Annotated in this window: 22 protein-coding genes and 1 pseudogene; 11 read left to right on the forward strand and 12 right to left on the reverse strand. The window is 73.4% G+C overall.

Annotation, left to right across the window (positions count from 1 at the left end; translation table 11 throughout):
- The first annotated feature begins 6 nt into the window (after positions 1-6).
- The 4 genes from HCN51_RS26560 to HCN51_RS26575 all read left to right on the forward strand — a co-directional run bounded on the left by HCN51_RS26560 (position 7) and on the right by HCN51_RS26575 (position 2,227).
- Complete coding sequence (locus HCN51_RS26560; RefSeq protein ID WP_168013031.1) at positions 7-771, forward strand: SGNH/GDSL hydrolase family protein; 765 nt, start codon at positions 7-9, stop codon at positions 769-771.
- Between the two features lie 37 nt (positions 772-808).
- The gene (locus HCN51_RS26565; protein WP_168012693.1) at positions 809-1,030 is read left to right on the forward strand and encodes a hypothetical protein; all 222 of its coding nucleotides are present in this window, start codon (positions 809-811) and stop codon (positions 1,028-1,030) included.
- Between the two features lie 99 nt (positions 1,031-1,129).
- Positions 1,130-1,477: an STAS domain-containing protein gene (locus HCN51_RS26570; protein ID WP_168012695.1), complete on the forward strand. Its 348-nt coding sequence runs from the start codon at positions 1,130-1,132 to the stop codon at positions 1,475-1,477.
- A 96-nt stretch (positions 1,478-1,573) separates the two neighbouring features.
- Positions 1,574-2,227, forward strand: a complete 654-nt coding sequence (locus HCN51_RS26575; RefSeq protein WP_168012697.1) for an aquaporin — start codon at positions 1,574-1,576, stop codon at positions 2,225-2,227.
- Between the two features lie 85 nt (positions 2,228-2,312).
- Here the strand turns inward: HCN51_RS26575 and HCN51_RS58215 are convergent, their stop codons facing one another.
- The 4 genes from HCN51_RS58215 to HCN51_RS26595 form a co-directional block, all read right to left on the reverse strand.
- A complete protein-coding gene (locus HCN51_RS58215; RefSeq protein WP_206067875.1) occupies positions 2,313-3,233 on the reverse strand; it encodes a hypothetical protein in 921 nt (306 codons plus the stop codon).
- 250 nt (positions 3,234-3,483) lie between these two features.
- Positions 3,484-3,837 carry an STAS domain-containing protein gene (locus HCN51_RS26585; RefSeq protein ID WP_168012699.1) on the reverse strand — a complete coding sequence of 118 codons (354 nt, stop codon included), beginning with the start codon at positions 3,835-3,837 and terminating at the stop codon, positions 3,484-3,486.
- A gap of 96 nt (positions 3,838-3,933) precedes the next feature.
- The gene (locus HCN51_RS26590; protein WP_168012701.1) at positions 3,934-5,355 is read right to left on the reverse strand and encodes an FAD-dependent monooxygenase; all 1,422 of its coding nucleotides are present in this window, start codon (positions 5,353-5,355) and stop codon (positions 3,934-3,936) included.
- 90 nt (positions 5,356-5,445) lie between these two features.
- Positions 5,446-6,183 (reverse strand): arginase family protein, encoded by a 738-nt coding sequence (locus HCN51_RS26595; protein WP_206067876.1) that lies wholly within the window; start codon positions 6,181-6,183, stop codon positions 5,446-5,448.
- 103 nt (positions 6,184-6,286) lie between these two features.
- On the opposite strand from HCN51_RS26595, the gene HCN51_RS26600 reads away from it, so the two are divergent.
- Positions 6,287-7,165: a LysR family transcriptional regulator gene (locus HCN51_RS26600; protein WP_168012703.1), complete on the forward strand. Its 879-nt coding sequence runs from the start codon at positions 6,287-6,289 to the stop codon at positions 7,163-7,165.
- A gap of 17 nt (positions 7,166-7,182) precedes the next feature.
- Positions 7,183-7,962, forward strand: a complete 780-nt coding sequence (locus HCN51_RS26605; RefSeq protein WP_168012705.1) for an SAM-dependent methyltransferase — start codon at positions 7,183-7,185, stop codon at positions 7,960-7,962.
- Here HCN51_RS26605 and HCN51_RS26610 read toward each other — a convergent pair.
- From HCN51_RS26610 to HCN51_RS26620, 3 genes are all read right to left on the reverse strand, one after another.
- Positions 7,956-9,326, reverse strand: a complete 1,371-nt coding sequence (locus HCN51_RS26610; protein ID WP_168012707.1) for a glutamine synthetase family protein — start codon at positions 9,324-9,326, stop codon at positions 7,956-7,958. The two genes, HCN51_RS26605 and HCN51_RS26610, sit on opposite strands and share 7 nt — an antisense overlap.
- A 120-nt stretch (positions 9,327-9,446) precedes the next feature.
- The gene (locus HCN51_RS26615) at positions 9,447-10,223 is read right to left on the reverse strand and encodes an LLM class flavin-dependent oxidoreductase (RefSeq protein WP_168012709.1); all 777 of its coding nucleotides are present in this window, start codon (positions 10,221-10,223) and stop codon (positions 9,447-9,449) included.
- 24 nt (positions 10,224-10,247) lie between these two features.
- Positions 10,248-10,577, reverse strand: a complete 330-nt coding sequence (locus HCN51_RS26620) for a YciI family protein (RefSeq protein WP_080038256.1) — start codon at positions 10,575-10,577, stop codon at positions 10,248-10,250.
- Positions 10,578-10,603: 26 nt separating this feature from the next.
- Between HCN51_RS26620 and HCN51_RS26625 the strand changes: the two genes are divergently transcribed.
- The 5 genes and pseudogenes from HCN51_RS26625 (at position 10,604) to HCN51_RS61495 (ending at position 14,891) form a co-directional block, all read left to right on the forward strand.
- The gene (locus HCN51_RS26625) at positions 10,604-10,930 is read left to right on the forward strand and encodes a hypothetical protein (RefSeq protein ID WP_168012711.1); all 327 of its coding nucleotides are present in this window, start codon (positions 10,604-10,606) and stop codon (positions 10,928-10,930) included.
- A 203-nt stretch (positions 10,931-11,133) separates the two neighbouring features.
- Positions 11,134-12,594 (forward strand): amidase, encoded by a 1,461-nt coding sequence (locus HCN51_RS26630; protein ID WP_168012713.1) that lies wholly within the window; start codon positions 11,134-11,136, stop codon positions 12,592-12,594.
- Positions 12,595-12,651: 57 nt separating this feature from the next.
- A pseudogene (locus HCN51_RS26635) lies at positions 12,652-13,134 on the forward strand (RNA polymerase sigma factor); the annotation flags it as partial.
- A gap of 22 nt (positions 13,135-13,156) precedes the next feature.
- Positions 13,157-13,708, forward strand: coding sequence for a hypothetical protein (locus tag HCN51_RS26640; RefSeq protein ID WP_168012691.1), 552 nt, complete (start codon positions 13,157-13,159; stop codon positions 13,706-13,708).
- A gap of 19 nt (positions 13,709-13,727) precedes the next feature.
- The gene (locus HCN51_RS61495) at positions 13,728-14,891 is read left to right on the forward strand and encodes a helix-turn-helix transcriptional regulator (protein ID WP_168012715.1); all 1,164 of its coding nucleotides are present in this window, start codon (positions 13,728-13,730) and stop codon (positions 14,889-14,891) included.
- 298 nt (positions 14,892-15,189) lie between these two features.
- Here HCN51_RS61495 and HCN51_RS26650 read toward each other — a convergent pair whose 3' ends face one another.
- From HCN51_RS26650 to HCN51_RS26670, 5 genes are all read right to left on the reverse strand, one after another.
- Entirely contained in the window at positions 15,190-15,819 is a 630-nt protein-coding gene (locus HCN51_RS26650) for a TetR family transcriptional regulator (RefSeq protein ID WP_168012717.1), read from the reverse strand.
- Positions 15,820-15,876: 57 nt separating this feature from the next.
- Positions 15,877-17,043, reverse strand: a complete 1,167-nt coding sequence (locus tag HCN51_RS26655; RefSeq protein WP_168012719.1) for an acyl-CoA dehydrogenase family protein — start codon at positions 17,041-17,043, stop codon at positions 15,877-15,879.
- Positions 17,044-17,124: 81 nt separating this feature from the next.
- Positions 17,125-17,748 carry a TetR/AcrR family transcriptional regulator gene (locus HCN51_RS26660; protein WP_168012721.1) on the reverse strand — a complete coding sequence of 208 codons (624 nt, stop codon included), beginning with the start codon at positions 17,746-17,748 and terminating at the stop codon, positions 17,125-17,127.
- 43 nt (positions 17,749-17,791) lie between these two features.
- Entirely contained in the window at positions 17,792-18,919 is a 1,128-nt protein-coding gene (locus HCN51_RS26665) for an acyltransferase family protein (protein WP_168012723.1), read from the reverse strand.
- 118 nt (positions 18,920-19,037) lie between these two features.
- Positions 19,038-19,508: a DUF2306 domain-containing protein gene (locus HCN51_RS26670; RefSeq protein WP_168012725.1), complete on the reverse strand. Its 471-nt coding sequence runs from the start codon at positions 19,506-19,508 to the stop codon at positions 19,038-19,040.
- Positions 19,509-19,609: the final 101 nt, after the last annotated feature.

Here is a 19,609-nt window from a genome sequence, read left to right on the forward strand (position 1 = left end):
GGTGTCATGACGTACACGCGTTACGTCGCGCTGGGCGACAGCCAGACCGAAGGGCTCGGCGACGGCGACGACGTCGTGGGCCACCGGGGCTGGGCCGACCGGCTCGCCGAGCACCTGGCCGCCGCCAACCCCGGCCTGCTGTACGCCAACCTCGCCGTGCGCGGCCGGACGGCGGCGCGCATCCGCGACGAGCAGCTCGGGGCGGCGCTGGAGCTGCGGCCCGACCTGGCCACCGTCATGGCGGGCATGAACGACGTCATCCGCCCCGGGTTCGACGCGGCGCGGGTGGCCGGGGTGCTGGAGGAGATGTTCGAGGCGCTGACGGGCGCGGGCGCCCAGGTGGTGACCGTGACGTTCCCCGACATCGGCAGGATCGCGCCGCTGGCCCGGCCGCTCGTGCCGCGCGTGCTCGACTTCAACGAACGCGTCAGGAAGGCCGCCGCCCGGCACGGGGTGACGCTCGTGGACACGTACCCGCTGGAGTACGTGACCGACGCCCGCATGTGGAGCGTGGACCGGCTGCACGCCAGCCCGATGGGGCACGCCAGGTTCGCGGCCGGCGTGGCGCACGCGCTCGGGCTGCCCGGCAGCGACGACACGTGGATGGCGCCGCTGCCCGCGCTGCCCCCGCCCGGCGTCTGGCGGGCGGCGGCGGCCGAGGCGCGCTGGCTGGCGACGTTCGCGGGGCCGTGGATCGCCCGGCGGCTGCGCGGGCGCTCCTCCGGCGACGGGCGGGCGGCCAAGCGCCCGTCGCTCACTCCCGTCGCATGAGATCATGGGGGGCTTCCCGAGACTGCTTCGAGGTGAGATGAGCGCCGTCACGTACGCCGAGCCGCCCGGGCCCCGTCCCGAGATCCCGCCGGCCGGCGGGGACGTCACCGAAGGGGGCGTCCGCATCGGCGACCCGGTCCGCCGCCCGCTCGGCCCCAACGCGCCGCTGGTGCACGCGCTGCCGCGGGAGGCGTGGCGGGAACGGCCGTGGCGGGAACGGCCCGGCGCCGCCCTCGACGCGGCCCTGACCGCGCCGTGACGGCGCCGGCACCGGCGCGGTGGCCCATGACCGGACGCCTGCCGGTGTGGCGAGGCGGCTCATGACGGCCGGACGCCTGCGGGTGCGGGGAGGCGGCTCATGACGGCCGGACGCCTGCGGATCACCGAGACCGAGGTCGATGCCCGCGTCAGCGTGGTCACCGTCGGCGGTGACCTCGACATGGACACCTGCCACCTGCTGCAGGCCGCGCTCGCGCGGGCGCGGCCCCGGGTCGCGATCGACCTGGCCGCGCTGACCTCGGCCGACTCGTACGGGCTGACCGTGCTGCTGGCGACGCACCGGCACGCCCAGGCGGCGGGCGGCCGGGCGCTGGTGTGCGCGACGGGGGACCTGATGCGGGCGCTGTTCCGGCAGCGCGGCCTCGACCGCGTCCTGGAGCTGCGGGCCACGCTGGAGGAGGCCATCGCCGAGCTGCGCGCGCTCTGACCCGCTGGACGTCAGAGTGGCCCGCCCCGTTGAACCCCGCCGTGCCGCCCCACGTTGGGAGGGCACGATGCGAAACCCCTCAGGTGGGAGGACACGGTGCGCAGTTACATCACAGAGTTCATTGGAACGTTCTTCCTCGTCTTCACCGTCGGCGTCACGGCACTCACGGGCGCGCCGCTGGCGCCGGTGGCCATCGGGGCGATCCTGATGGTCATGGTGTACGCCGGCGGCCACATCTCCGGCGGCCACTACAACCCGGCGGTCACGCTGGCCGTGTTACTGCGCGGCCGGATCACGCTGGCCGACGCGCTGCCGTACTGGGTCGCGCAGGTGGCCGGCGGGGTCGTCGCGGCCATGGTCGCCGCGTACGTGATCAACCCGGCCGCGGTGCGGGCCGTCTCGCCGTCCGGGCGCGGGGTGTGGGTGGCGCTCGTGGCCGAGGCGCTGTTCACGTTCGCGCTGGCGTACGTGGTGCTCAACGCGGCCACGAGCAAGGACCACCCGGGCAACAGCTTCTACGGGCTGGCCATCGGGTTCACGGTGGCGGCCGGGGCGTTCACGGTCGGCGGGGTCTCGGGCGGGGCCTTCAACCCGGCGGTCGCGATCGGGGCGGCGTCGATCGGGCTGTTCGACTGGACGCGGATCTGGGTGTGGCTGGTGGCCGAGCTGATCGGCGCCGCCGCGGCCGGGATCGTGTTCCTCGCGCTCAACCCGTCGGACCGGGCTCCGGTGCAGGCGTCCGCGGCGTGATCCCCGCGTCTCCGGGTCGACGCGGGACCCTGTGACGCTTCGCCTCGCAGGATCCGGCGCGCCCCTCCCACAGGCCGGTTCGTGATCAGGAGGCCGGCGTGTCCGTGGGCGTCTCGGTCGGTGTCTCGGTGGGCGTGTCCGTGGGGGTTTCGGTCGGCGTTTCGGTCGGGGTCTCCGTGGGCGTGTCCGTGGGCGTCTCGGTCGGGGGCTCCGGGGTGGGGTCGGTCGGCAGCGGGGTGACCGTCTGGGTCGGGGTGGGGCATGGCGTCGGGGTCTGCCAGTTCGGGACGATCGCCCACCACTGCTTGGCGCGTTTCCAGCCGTTCTTGCCCTGCGGGTACAGCCGGGCGGGCTGCGACAGGTCCAGGAGATAAGCCGCCGTGGCGGTCTGGCCGTCGGCGGCAGCGCCGGTGGAGGTGGCGGTGGGGGTGGCGGTGGGGGTGGCGCTGGGAACGGCGGTAGCGGTGGGGGCGGTCTCGCTGGGAACAGCGGTAGGAGTGGCGGTGGCGGTCCCGCCGGCGGTGCTGGTGGCGATCACCGCCACCCAGTCGTCCTGCTCGATTCCGCTGTCCTCGCCGTCGCGCCCCCGCACGCGGGGCTCGCGGGTGGACTCGTCGATGGTGTACGTCTGCTCGAACCCGTCCTGGCTGCGTACGGTGATGGAGCCGTCGGACAGGGCGCTCACCTGGCCGGTCTGGGTGAGCAGCGTGACGGTGCCGCATCCGTCCTTGGTGGCCACCGCGAACTCGCCGTGCATCGCACCCACGAACCCCCACGGGTTGATGGGCGGCAGCTCGGCCGGGGCAGGAGAGGTGGTCGGGGTCGGGGTTTCGGCCGGTGGTTCGGCCGGGGTGGGGGTCTCGGTGGCCGGCGGCACCGGTGTCAGGGTGGCGGCGGAGGCCGAGACGGTCACCGCGAGGCCGCCGGTGGCGACGATCGCGATGGTGGCGAGCTTGAGCAGTCGCCGGTGGCGGGGACGTTCCTCGTACGGTCGGCCGGAAGTCATGGGCGTCACCTGATCCTCTCGGGGTCCCTGGGGTCCTCGCGGTCAGCCGCCTGCCGTTCGCGCGCACGGCGAAGCACCGCCGTGGCGGGTGAACGAGGGCTGACTGGCGTCGTCGGTCGAAGGCGAACAGGTCGGACTACGACGCCGGCACCGCCGCGCGGCCGGCGCGGGTGCTCGGCGCGAACGCTAGCTCTGGTTGGACGTCGGACACCCTCGGCCGGTTCCCACCGGTTTCACAGCAGTCGTCCGGTTAGCGGCGCTCGGCGGGCTCCAGCTTCGGCAGCTGCTCGGTGGACTCGCACAGCAGCAGCCGCCCGCCCCTCGCCAGAACCGGCAGGCACAGGCGCGCGGCGTGCGGCCGGGGGCTGACGACGGCGAACAGGTGGCCGCGCTCGTGCGCGCGGCGGGCCGCCCCGAGCAGGACGCTCATCCAGCGGGTGCCGGTCAGCCGGCAGCCGGTCAGGTCGACGGCCACGCGCGGACGGGTGTCGACGGCGTCGTCGAGCTGGGCTCGCAGTGCCGGCACCCGCCGGTCGTCGACCGTGCCGGCGACGCGCAGGACGCTCCAGTGGCCGTGTGTCAGCAGGCTCGAGATGTAAGCCATGGCTCACTCACCTCACCTGTGCAGGTGATCGGTCGCGGCCACGCCTCCGGACCTTTCCTGACGCGAACACTACCCCTTTGCCCGCGGGCTAGCGGATCACGGGTGCGGTGTCTGCGCCGGCGGCCCGGCGAGCTCGGCCAGGGTGCGGCGCAGCCCCGCCGGGCCGGCGCCGGCCCAGCCGACGTACCCGTCGGGACGCACGAGCACGAGAGGGGCGGCGAACCCCGTGGAGGTGGCCACGCGGACGCGGTCGTCCCAGCCGGTGACGTCGGCGTCGCCGAGCAGGACGAAACGCCCGCCGCGCAGCGCCTCGTACAGCCGGCCGCCGCCGGCGAGCGGGACGTCGGCGGCGCGGGTGCCGACCAGCTCGTGGGCGCCGTCGGGCGCGGGGTAGGTGTAGCCGATGCCGGTGAGCTGGCCGGTGATCTTCTCGCGGATCCTGGGGACGGACAGCGCCTGGCGGGCGGCGAACCCGCGCAGGGCCCGCCCGGCGGCGGACTCGATCATGGCGGCCCTGATGAGGGCGCCGCTGCTGCGCAGCACGGAGCGGCCGACGGGGTGGCGTTCGGCCTGGTAGGTGTCGAGCAGCGCGTCGGGCGCGCCGCGCAGCACGGCGGCGAGCTTCCAGCTCAGGTTGGCCGCGTCCTGGAGGCCGGTGTTCATGCCCTGGCCGCCGGCAGGGGAGTGGACGTGGGCGGCGTCGCCGGCGAGCAGGACGCGGCCGGTGCGGTAGTCGGGCACCTGCCGCTCGTCGCTGTGGAAGCGCGACATCCAGCGGGGGTCATGCATGCCGAAGTCGGTGCCCAGGGCGCGGCGGGTGACCTCGCGCAGTTCGTCCATGCCGAGGGGCGCGTCGTCGGGGACGACGTGCCGGCGGTCCCAGGCGAAGACCCGGTAGTAGCCGTCGCCGAACGGGGCGACGAACGCGAACGCGTCGCCGACCCCGTTGACGGTCAGCATCCCGGCGGGCTCCTCGGCGACCTTGACGTCGGCGAGCATGATGGACTTGAGCACCGACTTGCCGGGGAAGGGCAGGCCGAGGGCCTGGCGCACGGCGCTGTGGTAGCCGTCGGCGCCCACGGCGTAGGCGGCGCGGTGCTCGCCCGCCGTGGTGGTGACGGTGACGCCGGTGCCGTCCTGGGTCAGGCCGGTCACCTCGGCGTCGTACACGATCTCGGCGCCCGCCTTGAGCGCCCGCTCCAGCAGCAGGTGCTCGACGTTGTACTGCGGGGTGATGAGCAGGTACGGGAAGCGGCTGGCCAGCCCGGCGAGGTCCACCTCCACCCGCTCGAACAGCCGTACCTTGCTCAGGATGGCTCCCATGGGGATGAGCGGGTCGGCGAGGCCGCGCGCGTCCAGCTCCTCCAGGGTGCGGGCGTGCACGCCGAACGCGCGGGAGAGATTGGAGACCTTGCCGTCGCGGCGCTCCAGGACCGTGACGGCCGCGCCCGACTCCGCCAGGTCCCCCGCGAGCAGCAGCCCGGTGGGGCCCGCTCCTACGACGATCACCTCGGCCATGTCGCCTTCCCTTCACGTCAACGTCTGTTGGCACCACTCAATCACCCCGTCCGAAGTGTGTCAACACTTGTTGGCCAACAAGTGTTGACCTTACTGGGGCGCTGTGCACAGCCGGACCAGCGAAGGGACCAGCCGCTCCAGCAACTCCTGGTCGCGCGGGTCGGCAGGCGCGTACTCGGTGATGCCCAGCCCGGCGATCGGGTGCCGGGCGGCCAGCTCCGCGACCGCCTCGGCCAGCGCCTGCGCGGACAGGCCGTCCGGCTCCGGGTAGCCGACCGAGGTGATGCCGTCCAGGACGTCGAGGTCCACGTGCACGTAGACGACGGCGCCCGGGCCGATGGTGTCCAGGCCGCCGATGCCCGCGCGGCGGATGTGCTCGGACTCGGCGGGATCCAGCGAGCGGGTGCCGGCCAGCGCGATCCGGGACGGGCGCAGCGCCGGGGAGCGGACGAGGTCGGCCGGGCCCTCGCCCTGCAGCGTGCGCAGGATCATGCCGTGGAAGGCGCCCGACGGGGAGGTGTCGGGGGTGTTCATGTCGCCGTGGGCGTCGAACCAGGCGACGTGCAGCCGGTCGCCGTGCCGGCGCAGCGCGGCCGTGATCGGCTCCAGCTCCACGCCGCAGTCGCCGCCGACCGTGACGACGAAGCCGTTCTGGGGGAGCGCCCGGCGGACGCGATCGGCGGTCTCGGCGAGGGTGGCGCCGGTCTCGACCCGGATGTGCGCGTCCGCGGGGATCATGGCGGCCAGCCGGGCGGCGCCTTCGACGAGCCGGGGCGCCGTGGGCGAGGCCGACCCCTGCCACTGGGGCACTTCGACGACGGTGAGCATGGTGGTCCTCCTCCTGGTCGGGTGGTGGTGGATCGACAGTGTCGCCCGAGCTGTTCGGCAACGTCCACTTAGCGTTCCTGCACGGATCTATAAGATGTGCTTGATGCTGGATCCGGTCAGGTTGCGCCTGCTGTGCGAGTTCGCCGAGCACGGCACGATGACGGCCGTCGCCGAGGTGCTGGGCCTGACCTCGTCCGCCGTGTCGCAGCACCTCGCCGTCCTGGAGCGGGAGGCCGGGGTGCCGCTGTTCGAGCGGGCGGGGCGGCGGGTCCGGCTGACCGCCGAGGGGTGGCGGCTCGTGGGGCACGCGCGGGTCGTCCTCGACGCGCTCGACGCCGCCGAGGAGGATCTGCGCTCGGCCGCCACCCCGCGCGGGCCGGTCAGGGTGGCCTGTTTCGCCACGGCGGCCGTCGCGCGCCTGCTGCCCGCGATCGCCACCGCCAGGGCCCGCCATCCGGAGCTGCGGGTGATCGTGCACGAGCTGGAGCCGCGCGAGGCCGTCGAGGCGCTGCGGGCCGGCCGGTGCGACCTGGCGGTGGCGTTCACCTACAGCCTGATCCCGGAGGAGGCGCCGCCCGGGGTGTCCCGCCGGTTCCTGGGCGTGGAGCCCATGCTGATGGCCCTGCCCGCCGGCCACCAGGCGGCGGGCAGTGGGGTGGACCTGGGGGTGCTGCGCGAGGAGCCCTGGATCGCCGGCTCGGAGGGCACCAGCGACCACGAGATGCTGGATCGGGCCTGCGCGCTGGCGGGCTTCCGGCCGAACGTGGTGCACACGGCCGACGACTACGCGCTCGTCCTGCGGATGGTGCGGGAAGGGCTGGGAGTGGCGCTGGTGCCGGAACTGGTCGCCACGGTGGTGGGGGTGCCGGCCGGGGTCGTGCTGCGCCCGATCTCCACGATTGAGATCACCCGCACCACGTACGCGTGCCTGCGCACGGCGACCCCGGCGGTGAACGCGTTGCTGGATCTGCTCCTCGAATGATCGCCTACGCTCTTGGCATGGACGGCGAGCCCCGCATCGATCGGACGAGACCGCATTCGGCCCGGGTCTGGAACTACCTGCTCGGCGGCACCGACAACTTCCCCGTGGACCGCCAGGCCGGCGACGAGCTGCTGCGCACGTTCCCGGAGTTCGCGCAGGTGGCGCGGTTGCAGCGGGACTTCCTGCGCCGGGTGGTCGGCTACCTGGTGACGGAGGCAGGGATCAGGCAGTTCCTCGATCTGGGGTCGGGCCTGCCCACGGCCGACAACACGCACGAGGTGGCGCAGCGGCTGGCGCCGGAGTCGCGGGTGGTCTACGTGGACAACGATCCGCTGGTGCTGGTGCACGCGCGGTCGTTGTTGTCGGGGTCGGCGGAGGGGGCGACCGACTATCTGCAGGCCGACGTGCGGGATCCGGAAGGGGTGCTGGCGGGGGCGGCCCGGACGCTGGACTTCTCGCGGCCGGTCGCGTTGATCATGTTGAGCATCGCGGGTCAGGTGCCGGACTACGGGGTGGCGGCAGGGCTGGTGCGGCGGTTCGTGGCGGCCTTGCCGGTGGGGGGCGCGCTGGCGCTGTCGGACGGGGTGTCGGTGAATCCGGCGCTGGTGGAGGCGGTGGATGCCTACAACCGGCGGGCCGCCTTCCCCTACACGCTGCGCACGCCTGAGCAGGTGGCGGGCTTCTTCGAGGGGCTGGAGCTGGTGCCACCGGGCGTGGTGCCGACACCGTCGTGGCGGGCGCAGCCGCCGTCGGGCGTGGTGAGCGCGGCGTGCGGGGTGGGGCTGAAGGCTCAGTAGAGCCAGCGGTAGGCGCGGATGACGGCGGCGGCGTCGAGGTCGGCGGCGCGGTCGGCGTCGGAGGTGCGGACGGCCCGGAAGGCGTCGGCGAGGTCGTCGCCGAGCGCGGCGCGGATGCGAGGGTTGTCGTGGAGCGCGCGTAGCTGCTGCTGGACGGTGGTGGGCAGGCGGTGGATGCCGTGGTCGGCGCGCTGCTGGTCGGTCCAGGTCGCGGGGTCCTCCTGGATGGGGCCGGGAGGTGTGAGGCGGTCTTCGATGCCGGAGAGCCCCGCGGCGATGACGGCGGTGAGCGCGAGGTAGGGGTTGGCGGCGGCGTCGGAGGGTTTGAGCTCGATGTTGGCGTGGTCGGGGCCGAGGAGCGGGGTGGAGGGGATGAGGCGGAGCGCGGCTTCGCGGTTCTCGATGCCCCAGCAGGTGTAGGCGCCGGACCAGTAGCCGGGGCGGAGGCGCTGGAGTGAGGAGAGGCTGGGGGCGGTGATGGCCGTGATGGCGGGCAGGTCGCGCAGGAGGCCGGCGAGGTAGGCGGCGCCTTGGGGGGTGAGGCCGGCGGGCCCGTCGCCGCCGGACAGGAGGTTGGCGCCGTTGTGGCTGGGCGAGGTGTGCAGGTGCCAGCCGTTGCCGACGTGGCCGGGGGTGACGAGGGGAGCGAAGCTGGCGCGCAGGCCGTGATGGCGGGCGGCGGCGTGGATGGTCTGCCGGGTGAGGAGCTGGTGGTCGGCGGCGGTGAGCGGGTCGGTGGGGGCGATGTTGAGCTCGTACTGGCCGGGGCCGTACTCGCCGTGGAGCTGCCCGATGGGGACGCCGTTGCGGTTGAGGTCGCGCAGGAGCTGTTCGGCGAAGGCGTCGACGGCGAGCATCTTGGTGGGGCCGTAGGAGGGGCCATCGTAGACGGGGCGGGGGTCGTCGTGGGGGTCGTCGGCGGCGCTGAGGTGGAATTCGATCTCGTAGCCGGCGCGCAGGGTGATGCCGAGGTCGGCGGCCCGGGCGAGCTGGCGTTCGAGGGCGGTGCGCTGGTCGTAGGGCCAGGGGGTGCCGTCGGGGGCGATCTGCCGGCCGGGGGCCCAGGCGAAGGCGGGTTGTCCGGCGAGCTGGACGATGCGGTCGGTGATGGGCAGGAGGCGGATGTCGCCTGAGGGGGTGGCCAGCGGGGGGTGGTCGAAGGTGATGGTGTCGTGGGAGTCGAAGACGGCGAAGAGGGGGGTGATGCCGATGCCGCGCCGGGTGGCGGCGGTGAATTGGTCGATGGGGACGGTGCGGGAACGTGGGATGCCGTTGTTGTCGGCCCAGGTGATGATGACGCCGACGACGCCGTTGGCGGCGAGGTCGAGGTCGAGGGTGTCGGCCTGGGTGGTGTGGTCGAGCATGGTGTCCCCCTTTGGTGGTCGGCCCGCGTGGCACCTTAGCGGGGCGGAGTGAGGGTGCGGGGGTGCCACGCGGGGAGCGTTCGGCCTGGTGGGGGGTTTGCCCGGGATTGTGGGGATGGGTCAGCGGGGTGGGCCGGCGGTGATGGTGGCGCGGGCGTCGGGGATGCCGCCGCGCCACCAGCCGAGGGCTTCGATCCACCAGGTCAGGCCGGCGGCGGTGTAGGCGTCGAGGTGGCCGTCGGTGGCGCGTCCTTCGAGGGCGATGTCGTAGCCGTCGAGGGTGCCGCGTTGCTCGGCGAGGTAGTCGACGACCCGGGCGAACTCGGATGGAGGGACGGGGCGGTCGCGTCCGTACTCGTGGAAGGTGGGCATGGCGCCGTCCCAGCGGGCGGCGCGGCGGAAGCCGGCGCGGGTGGGCCAGCGTCCGGGGCACCAGATGGGGATGCGGGGTTGCTGGACGGGGGTGGGGTGGAGGCGTTGCCAGAGCCGGGTGAGCTGGTCGAGGCCGTGGTCGAGCTTGGCGGCGCGGGCCTTGAGGTCGGCGTCCTCGCCGAAGTCGGTGTATTCGGCGTCGAGGGAGCCGAGGCCGGCGCCGAAGGTGAGGCGCCCCTGGGAGAGCCGGTCGAGGGTGGCGCTCTCCTTGGCGACGGTCTGGACGCGGCGGCGGGGGAGCGCGGTCATGAGGATGCCGAGGCGGACGCGGTGGGTGCGGGCGGCGATGGCGGACAGGGTGACGGTGGGGTTGGCGACGGGCCAGGCGGGGTCGTGGTAGAGGAGGTGGTCCCACAGGTAGACGCCGTCCCAGCCGTGTTCTTCGGCGGTGACGGCGAGCTCGGTGAGGAGGGCGGGGTCGGCGAATTCGCCGACGTTGGGCAGGCCGATCGCGTAGCGCACCATGGGTTCAGGTTATGCGGCTGGTGATCATTGTTGGTGGAACGGGCGTACTTCGATCTTCCGGTCGCAGACCTTGGACGCTTCGGCGGCGAGCTTGAGCGCCGTGTCGAGGTCGGGGGCCTCCCACACCCAGATGCCGGCGAGGTATTCCTTGGACTCGATGAAGGGGCCGTCGGTGAGGACGGGTTGCTCGCCGCGGTTGTCGACGACGGTGGCGGTACCCGTGTCGGCGAGGCCCCCGGCGAAGACCCAGTGGCCGTCGGCGATGAGCTGCTCGTTGAAGGCGCTGATGGCGGGCTGGCGGTCGGTGCTGCCGGGGTTGTCCTTGTCGTCGATGACGGAAACCAGGTATCGCATCGGGGAATGATCTCCTGTGCTCTCGGGTGGCTCAGCTACTTTGTCAGATCTTCCTGTGGGACGACGGCGTCATCACCGAGCTCGGCACGCTCGGCGGCCAGTGGAGCCAGGCCGAGGCGATCAACGGCGACGGCGACATCGTCGGCCAGTCGGCGTTCGGCGCGGACGGCGTGCTCGCGGGCGGCTTCATCTGGAGCGCCGGGGCCGGCATGCGGCGCCTGCCCGGCCCGGCGACCGGCACCGCCACGATGGCCAACGCCATCAACGCGCAAGGCGAGATCACCGGCTGGGCGGAGGCTCCCGACGGATCGCGGCGCGCCCTGGTGTGGCGGCCCGTCACAAATCCAGAATGAGTGGCCTTTTCTGCTGGACAATCCGCGCGCATTATGGCTCGCGGCCGAGAGAAAGGGAGACATCTGTCTCGTTGCGTGCGACGGAATTTCATGCCCTCGCCCACGAGTCGACATTCTGACCTGGAGTTTTCTTGATTTGGGGGCGGCGTAGCCGGTGATTCACACGAGACGGGATTCCGTCGACAACCATTACAGTCGCCTTCATGGAAGACAGTTTTCAATCGGCAGAAGAGCTCGCTGCCGCAATGCGCGCCGGCGAAGTGAGCTCGGCGGAGCTGACCGACGCGGCGATCGCCCGGATCGAGCGCGACGACAAGGCGGTCAACGCGATCTGCGTGCCGGACTTCGACCGGGCGCGGGCCGCCGCCCGCGACGCCGACCGGGCGCGGGCCCGGGGCGAGGACCGGCCGCTGCTCGGCATCCCGGTGACGGTCAAGGAGTCGTACGACGTCGCCGGGCTGCCCACGACCTGGGGCATGCCGGCGTACCGCGACCACGTGCCGGCCGAGGACGCGGTGCAGGTGGCGCGGCTCAAGGCCGCGGGCGCGGTGGTGCTCGGCAAGACCAACGTGCCGCTGGGGTTGCAGGACATCCAGAGCTTCAACGACATCTACGGCACCACCGGCAACCCGTGGGATCTCGCTCGCACGCCGGGCGGGTCGTCCGGCGGGTCGGCGGCGGCGCTGGCGTGCGGGTTCGGCGCGTTGTCCATCGGCTCCGACCTCGCCGGTTCGCTGCGTACCCCCGCGCACTTCTGCGGCGTCCACGCGCACAAGCCGACGCTCGGGCTGGCGGCGACGCGCGGCATGGCCGCGCCGCCGGCCCCGCCGTTGCCGATCGAGCCCGACCTGGCCGTGGTCGGCCCGATGGCACGCACCGCCCGTGACCTCACGCTCCTGCTGGACGTCATGGCCGGGCCGGATCCGCTGACGCTCGGCAAGGCGTACGAGGTGCGGCTGCCGCCCGCGCGCCACGAGCGGCTGGGCGACTTCCGGGTGCTGGTCCTGGACGAGCATCCGCTCATCGCGACCGGGGCGGCCGTGCGGGCGGGCGTGAACCGGGTGGCCGGCGCGCTCGCCGAGGCCGGCGCCCGCGTCGAACGGCACAGCGCGCTGCTGCCCGATCTGGCCGAGGCGGCGACGCTCTACATGCAGCTGCTGATCTCGGGCGCGGTCGCGCGTTTCCCCGTCGAGGCGCACGAGCAGCTGCGGGCCCGCGTCGCCGGGCTGGACGCGGACGACCGGAGCCTCGACGCCGTGCGGCTGCGCGCCATGCTGTTCAGCCACCGCGACTGGATGGAGGCCAATCAGCGGCGCGAGGTGCACCGCCACGGCTGGCGGCGGCTGTTCGCCGAGTTCGACGCCGTGGTGTGCCCGATCACGCCGACGCCCGCGTTCCCGCACGACCACCACCCCAACCCGATGGAGCGGCGCATCGACATCGACGGCGTCACGTTCGCGTACTTCGACCAGCTCGTGTGGGCCGGTCTGGCCACCATGCCCGGCCTGCCCGCCACCGCCGTTCCGGCGGGCCGCTCCCCGGAGGGGCTGCCGGTGGGGGTGCAGCTCATCGGCCCGATGTTCGAGGACCGCACGCCGCTGCGGCTGGCCGAGCTGCTGGAGCAGCGGATCGGCGGCTTCCAGGCACCGCACCAGGGGTGCTGAGCGTACGAGATCGGGGTGTAAGAAAGTCGTCCCGCGGACCACATGCTCTGCGAACGCATGCCCCGATCGAAGGACATCAGCTTGCCGAACCCCCATGAGCGCTTCACCGCGCTCTACACCACCTACCAGGCGAGGGTGTACGGCTATGCGGCGAGCCGCGCCGGACACCAGCTCGCGGAGGAAGTGGTCAGCGAGACCTTCCTGGTGGCCTGGCGGCGCCTGGACGACATTCCCGCCGGCGCCCAGCTGCCCTGGCTGCTGCGCGTCGCCCGCAACATCCTGCGCGACACCTACCGGCAGGCCGCCCGGCGCGAGTCCCTGGAAGCCGAGCTGCGGACGTGGACCGAACAGGCCATCGCGGACGCGGGTGAGCACGCCGTCGAGCGCGTCGCCGTCCTGCGCGCCCTGGCCGGCCTGTCCGACGCCGACAAGGAGATCCTGACCCTGACCACCTGGCACGGCCTGTCCGCCGCGGAGGCGGCCGAGGTGGTCGGCTGCAGCAAGGCGGCCTTCTTCGTACGGCTGCATCGGGCGCGGCGCAGGCTGCAGGTACACCATGGGCGTGGACCCCACGGGAACCTATCCGGACGCGACGGTCAGCACGTTCACCATGGCAGATCTGGCGGCGATCCCCACCGACCCGGACAGGCTGATCGAGCGGCTGCGCGCGTACCACGCGATCTGGAACGCGCGCGGCTTCACGCAGCCTTTCGCAACGTTCCTGCCCACCACCGCGAACCTGCTGAGCATGCCGCTCAGCCCGGCGCAGCGCGCCGCGCTCATCCGCGTCCTGGCCGCCCTGCCGGGCACCAAGGTCGTGGGCACGGTGACCGACCCGCTGGGCAGGAAAGGCATCTCGGTGGATCTCGGCGGGGAGGGCGGCTCTGTGGTGTACTCCGGCAAGCCGCGCAAGGAGCTGCCGGTCTCCTACCGGCTGATCCTCGACCCGGCGACAGGGGCGACGCTCGCGCACGTCTCGTACGCGGCCCGCACCGCGCTGGGGGCGACCAAGGGCCAGGTGATGGGCTACCAGGCCCGCGGCCCGGAGTCGGGCTGGACCGGGAAGCCGGCTTCCCCGCCGCAGGGCTGCAAGCGGACAGGTTCCGTCCAGTAGGGGACATAGGCTGGTCGGCATGTCTGCGCCGACCGGCCGTGTGCTCACCCTGCTGGAGCTGCTGCAGTCGGGTGGCACCCGGACGATGGCGGAGCTGGCCGACCGGCTCGGGGTCGAGGGACGGACGGTGCGGCGGTACGTCGGGCAGCTGATCGACCTCGGCATCCCGGTGGAGTCGGTGCGGGGGCGTTATGGCGGGTATCGCCTGGCGCGCGGTTACCGCTTGCCGCCGCTGATGCTCGACGACGACGAGGCGCTGGCCGTGCTGCTCGGGCTGATGGCGCGCCGGCCGGTGGCGGACACCGCGAGCGAGACGGCGGCGGCGAAGATCCGGCGGGTGCTTCCGGGGCGGCTGGCCTCCCGGCTGGAGGCGTTGCTGGAGTCCGTCGCCTTCACCGAGCGGCCGGGCGGGCCGGACGTTCCTGATGGCGGGGTGCTGCTCGCGGTCGCCGACGCGGTGCGCCATCGCCGGCCGGTCGTGATCCGGTACACCGATCGGGGCGGGCGGCGCAGTGAGCGGACGTTGCATCCGTACGGGATCGTCAGCCATGCGGGCCGCTGGTATGTCACGGGGGAGGATCCGGGCGTCGGGGAGAGCCGGACGTTCCGGCTCGACCGGGTCGAGGACGCGCGGGCGCTGCCGGGCTCGTTCGAGGCGCCGGCGGGGGTGGATCCGGCGCGGCGGGTGGTGGAGGGGTTCGCGGCGGCGGCCTACCGGTATGAGGTGAGCCTGCGCGTTCAGGGGACGGTCGAGCAGGTTCGGGCCCGGCTGCCCGCCGGCATCGCCACCGTGGCGGAGATTCCCGGGGGTGGCGATGCGGCGGGTGGCGAGGCGGCGGGTGAGGGGTGGCTGCGGGTGGAGTTGCGGGCCGAGCGGCTGGACTGGCTGCCCGGAGTGCTGGCGGCGCTGGATCGGCCGTTCGTCATCGAGCGGCCGGGCGAGCTGCGTGACCTCGTCCTCGCCTTCGCCGGCCGGCTGGCCGCCCGCGCCCGCGGGTCAGCGGGGGACGAAGCCGCGGTAGGTGACGCGCCGCCGCCACAGGACCGGCCACTGGCGGTCGCGGATGCCGTGCAGCACGAGGGCGACCATCGTGCCGGTGAGGAAGCCTCCCACGATGAGGCTCATGGCGAGCATGAATGCGATGGCCATCAGAAATTCCCTCCGTCAGAAGTTCAAACTTAAACCTGACGGGGTGAACAGCCGCCCCGCCCGCCCTATTCCGGGCGGGCTCAGGCCGAGGGGGCGAGGTCGCGGCGGCCCAGGAACACCAGGCCCGCCGCCGCCAGGTGAGGGCCAGCGCGGGCACAGCGGCTGTCCCGTCAGCGGCAGTGCGGGGACGTGCACGAACGGGGACAGCTCCAGCACGATCCCGTCCGCCGGCCGGAACCCGCGAGCAGGTCCACGGCCAGGAACAGGCAGCCATCCGGGGCGCGGGTGCGGCCGAAGGTCTTGACCGGGCCGGCGGTGTGGACGGCGGCGGTCATCGTTGCCGCTCGAACTTCTCCAGGCCGGTGCGGGCCTGCTCGAACAGCTCCCGGCCGAGGAACTCGGGCCTGATCAGGTCGAGCTGGGCCTTGCCGACGCGTACGGCGCCGTCGGGGCCGTACAGGTCGGTGCCGAGGGCGCGGGAGACGTGCTCGTGCAGCACGGTCAGGCCGAGCTTCATCGCGGTCAGGACGGTGGCGCGGGCCCGGTGGTCGCTCTCTTCGCGGGGGTCGTCGCCCGCCAGGTGCTGCTCCGTGATCGCGACGAGGTCGTCGAACATGCCGGCGGCGGCGGGCGAGCCCTCCACGAGGGCGCGGCCGAGGTACTTCATCAGGGGCGGCGCGGTGCGGTGCACGGTGCCGATGAACTCGGGGTTCTCCAGGTTGCCGTCGGTGACGCCGGCGCCGACCTGGGCCCGGATGTAGGTCAGGACGTACTCGTCGCAGGCCAGCCGCAGCGCTTCCTTGGTGCCGAAGTGGTGCTGGACCAGGCCGGGGGAGACCTTGGCCGCCTCGGCGATGCCGCGGATGGTGGTGGCTTTGACGCCCTGCTCGGCGAACAGGGTCATGGCCGCGTCGCGGATGCGGGCGCGGGTGGTGAGGTCCTCTTCGGAGATTGGTCGCACGTTCAAAATTCTAAACGTTTGTATTGACCACGATGCGATCGTTCAACCAGAGAGGTGTCAGGGCTCCAGGCCGAGGGCCACCCAGGCGTGGCCCGGCGCCAGGCCCGCCAGCTCGCGCCCGCACTCGGCCAGCACCGCCGGGCCCGACGTGATGTGCGCCATGCCCGCGTGCACGTCCCGGAACAGCCGCTGGATCGGCCCCTCGCGCAGCGCCGTCGTGCCGCCGCTGGCGTGGACGAAGCGGGCGGTCTCGGCGACGGTCGAGGTGATGTGGTTGAGCGCGAGCCGCACCAGGGTGTCCTGGCGCACGTCGAGGTGACCACCGGAGTCCAGGACGCGCTCGGCGTCGTCCCAGGTCTGGTGCACCAGCGCGGCGGCGGCGCGGAAGGCCGCCTCGGCGCGGGCGAAACCGGTGTGGAAGGCGTCGCTGCCGGCGAGCTGGCCGGGCCGGCCCGCCCGCGCACCCACGTGGCCGATCAGCTCGTCCAGCAGGCGGCGGCCCACGCCGAGCGCCCACCCGCTGTGGCACAGCAGCGCCTGGTCGAGCAGGCCGAGCCGGTAGAGCGCGCCGCCGCGCAGCGGCTCGAACTGGGCGAACGGATGCGTGTAGGACTCGGGCACGAAGGCGCCGTCGATGGCGTAGTCGATGCTGCCGGTGGCGCGCAGGCCGAGGACGTCCCAGTTGCCGAGCATCGTGATGTCCTCGACCGGGGTGACGAACATGCGGGGCTCGCCGGTGTCCTCCACGATGGCCAGGCTGTGGGTGTACTGGGCGTGCAGCATGCCCGAGCCGAAGCTCCAGCGGCCGGTCAGGCGGTAGCCGCCGCGCTCGCGGACCGCGCTGCCGGGGCGCGTGCCCTGCCCGGCGAACAGCGGCATCCGGGGGCCCTTGAAGATGCGCTCGACGGCCTCGTCACCGAGGTAGGCGCCGGCCGCGCCGTTCTCCAGCGTGGTGATCATCGCGACCCAGCCGGTGGAGGGGTCGGCGTAGGATAGCGCCTCGATCACGGCGAGCAGCTCCTTCGGCGACAGCTCGCCGCCGCCGAGCGGCGCCGGCACCCACATGCCGCAGATGCCCGCCTCGTGCAGGGCGTCCACGACGTGGGCGGTGAGCCTGCCCTGCGCCTCGGCCTGCCCGGCCTCGCCCTCGATGAGGGGACGCAGGTCGCGGGCCCGCTGCGCCAGGGCCGGGCCGGCGCGGTGGAGCGGGCGGGTCTCGGTCATGGCGGGGCCCCCTTCCCTGATCGCCGGTGACTGTACTCCGGCGGCCGGGCCGGCGCCATAGGCGGCCGGCGCAGGGTGCGTTCAGGCGGCCGGCAGGCGGACGCCGACGAGCTTGACCAGGAACCGGTCGATCTGCTCCTCCAGCGGCGGCAACGGCAGCGCCGGCTCGTTCACCCGCAACGACACCGCGCCGTGCACGGCCGCGCGCAGGTCGAGCGCCACCGCCGCGGCGTCACCGGCCGGCGCGCGCCCCTCGTCCATGCAGCGCCGCACGGCGGCGGTCGTCCGCTCGGCCAGCTCCTGCTTGAACGCCAGGTGCATGCGCCGGTTGAGGCCGCTCTCGTGCAGCACCTTGTACAGGCCGGCGTGCTCGCGCACCCACGAGCCCAGGAACAGCAGGCGCGCCCGCAGCCGGGCCACCGCGTCGCCGCCGGACGCCTCGGCCGCCTCCAAATCGCGCAGCAGGTCGCGGGTGCACTGCTCCAGAGCGGCGTAGACGAGGGCGTCACGGTCGGCGAAATGGAGGTAGACGGAGGTGGCCGCGATGCCGACCTCGCGGGCGACGGCGCGCAGCGACAGCGCCTCGTCGTCGCGCAGCTCGTCCAGCATGCGCAAGGTGGCCTCGATGATGTCGCCGCGCAGCCGCTCCCCCTGGCCGCGCCGGTTGCGGCCCCGCGCGGGCGGGGGAGAGGAGGTGGCGTGCATGATCGGTATTGTACGCAACGGCCGTTTCCCTACGGGCGTAGCGTCACAGGACGCGGCGCACGCCGGGCAGCCGCCGGACCGGGCCCGCCAGCGCGAAGCAGGCCGGCAGCGCCACCACCGCCACCAGCGCCGCCTTCGCCGGCGTCGGCCACGCCAGGCCGCTCAGCGCGTACCCCAGGGCCGTCACCACGAACGCGTGGATCACGTACACGGTGAACGCGTGCGCCGACAGGTAGCGGCGCAGCGGCCCCTGCCGGTCCATGCGGCGGCGCAGGAACGTCAGCAGCGCGAGCACGACGCCGACCGCGAACGAGGAGTCCCACAGCGCGTACCACAGGGAGCTGAGGGTGCCGCCGCCCAGCCACGCCTCCAGGCCACCGGACAGCGCCAGCGGCAGGAACACCACGGCGGACCCGATCGCCAGGGCGAGCCCCGCCCAGCCCGTCCGCCCGCTCATGGCCCGCAGCCAGCCGCGCCGGTAGGCGACGGTGCCGAGGACGAAGAACGAGACGTACTGCGGGAGGTAGGAGATGGTGGGGAAGTCGATGACCGGCACCTGCGTGCCCACCGGGAGCACCACGCGCAGCGCGTACGTGACCAGGGCCAGCCCCACCACGAACGCGGCCACCGCGCCGGGGGTGAGCGGCCGGACGGCGGCCGGGCGCCGCGCGGTGAGGCGGCGGACGGTGGCGTAGCACACGTCCAGGACGAGCAGCGCCAGCACGAACCACAGCGGCCCCGACCCGATGGTGGCCAGGTAGAACTCCACCGGGGAGCCGCCCGGGTAGGCGGGGACCAGCAGGAGCGGGTTGAGCGCGAAGGAGAACACCGCCAGCGGGATCCCCAGGCGGACCAGCCGCTCGCGCAGGAACGGGCCGAAGCCCTTGCGGTCGTAGGAGCCGGGCGTGAAGTAGCCCGACAGCAGGAAGAACGCGCCCATGAACCAGGACTGGTTCAGCATCAGGAACGCCGACAGGCCGAACCCGGCCGCCGTGCTGGTGGGCGGCTCGTTGTAGTACCACAGCGGCAGGCCGCTGTAGCCGACGGCCACGTGGTGCAGGACCACGAGCGAGGTCAGCAGGATCCGCAGGTTGTCGATGAACCACAGGCGGGGCGGTGCCGCGCCGCCGCCGGTGAGCGTGGGCGGTGCGGGGTGGGGGCCGGTCGTCATGGACGTGCTCCAGTCGAGTCGTCGGGGGTGTGCTGCCGACGCTAGGGAGCGCGCGGGCGCGGCGGTATGCGGCTGGATGCACAGCGGGGGTGGAGCCAGGCACACTCCCGCGTTCCGGCTATCGCCCCCGCCTGATCAGGATCTCCGCCACGATCAGGTTGATCACCCAGCCGAGCACCTGCCCGGCCGGGATCATGGACGGGGCCAGCGTCCGGAGCGAGCCGGCGGGCACCCCGAAGGGCAACTGCGACAGCAGCAGCAGCGGCACCACGATCCGGGAGGTGACGGCCAGGAACGTCAGCGCGTAGTTGCGCATCATCCACTCCCGGTGCCGCGCGAAGTCGCGGCGGACGGCGGCCCGGTAGGCCAGCCAGCCCGTGACCAGCCACAGGACGGCCGGCACGGTCAGGCCGACCTGCGTCACCAGGCGGCCCGACAGCAGCGCCACCGGCACCGCCGCCAGCGCCGACGGCAGCACCCCGGCCAGCAGGTAGCAGCGCCCGATCACGCGGTGGACCCGGCGGCGCGCCCGCACGGCTGGCACGAACTGCAGCGGGCCGAGCACCAGCGCCTCCCACGGGGCTCGCACGAGGAGAAGTCCTTACGAACGGGGGTGTTCCGCTGCGGGAAAAGCTGATCCAGACTGTACGGCAGGAGCCGACCGGCGAGAAGGGGCGCACCACCTCCGTT

Source organism: Nonomuraea composti (assembly GCF_012034275.1).
In the GTDB taxonomy this organism is placed as follows: domain Bacteria; phylum Actinomycetota; class Actinomycetes; order Streptosporangiales; family Streptosporangiaceae; genus Nonomuraea; species Nonomuraea composti.

Coding starts and splice junctions, on each gene's coding strand:
- HCN51_RS26560 (WP_168013031.1), top strand. CDS start 7: ATGACGTACACGCGTTACGTCGCGCTGGGCGACAGCCAGACCGAAGGG.
- HCN51_RS26565 (WP_168012693.1), top strand. CDS start 809: ATGAGCGCCGTCACGTACGCCGAGCCGCCCGGGCCCCGTCCCGAGATC.
- HCN51_RS26570 (WP_168012695.1), top strand. CDS start 1,130: ATGACGGCCGGACGCCTGCGGATCACCGAGACCGAGGTCGATGCCCGC.
- HCN51_RS58215 (WP_206067875.1), bottom strand. CDS start 3,233: ATGACTTCCGGCCGACCGTACGAGGAACGTCCCCGCCACCGGCGACTG.
- HCN51_RS26585 (WP_168012699.1), bottom strand. CDS start 3,837: ATGGCTTACATCTCGAGCCTGCTGACACACGGCCACTGGAGCGTCCTG.
- HCN51_RS26590 (WP_168012701.1), bottom strand. CDS start 5,355: ATGGCCGAGGTGATCGTCGTAGGAGCGGGCCCCACCGGGCTGCTGCTC.
- HCN51_RS26595 (WP_206067876.1), bottom strand. CDS start 6,183: ATGCTCACCGTCGTCGAAGTGCCCCAGTGGCAGGGGTCGGCCTCGCCC.
- HCN51_RS26600 (WP_168012703.1), top strand. CDS start 6,287: ATGCTGGATCCGGTCAGGTTGCGCCTGCTGTGCGAGTTCGCCGAGCAC.
- HCN51_RS26605 (WP_168012705.1), top strand. CDS start 7,183: ATGGACGGCGAGCCCCGCATCGATCGGACGAGACCGCATTCGGCCCGG.
- HCN51_RS26610 (WP_168012707.1), bottom strand. CDS start 9,326: ATGCTCGACCACACCACCCAGGCCGACACCCTCGACCTCGACCTCGCC.
- HCN51_RS26615 (WP_168012709.1), bottom strand. CDS start 10,223: ATGGTGCGCTACGCGATCGGCCTGCCCAACGTCGGCGAATTCGCCGAC.
- HCN51_RS26620 (WP_080038256.1), bottom strand. CDS start 10,577: ATGCGATACCTGGTTTCCGTCATCGACGACAAGGACAACCCCGGCAGC.
- HCN51_RS26630 (WP_168012713.1), top strand. CDS start 11,134: ATGGAAGACAGTTTTCAATCGGCAGAAGAGCTCGCTGCCGCAATGCGC.
- HCN51_RS61495 (WP_168012715.1), top strand. CDS start 13,728: ATGTCTGCGCCGACCGGCCGTGTGCTCACCCTGCTGGAGCTGCTGCAG.
- HCN51_RS26655 (WP_168012719.1), bottom strand. CDS start 17,043: ATGACCGAGACCCGCCCGCTCCACCGCGCCGGCCCGGCCCTGGCGCAG.
- HCN51_RS26660 (WP_168012721.1), bottom strand. CDS start 17,748: ATGCACGCCACCTCCTCTCCCCCGCCCGCGCGGGGCCGCAACCGGCGC.
- HCN51_RS26665 (WP_168012723.1), bottom strand. CDS start 18,919: ATGACGACCGGCCCCCACCCCGCACCGCCCACGCTCACCGGCGGCGGC.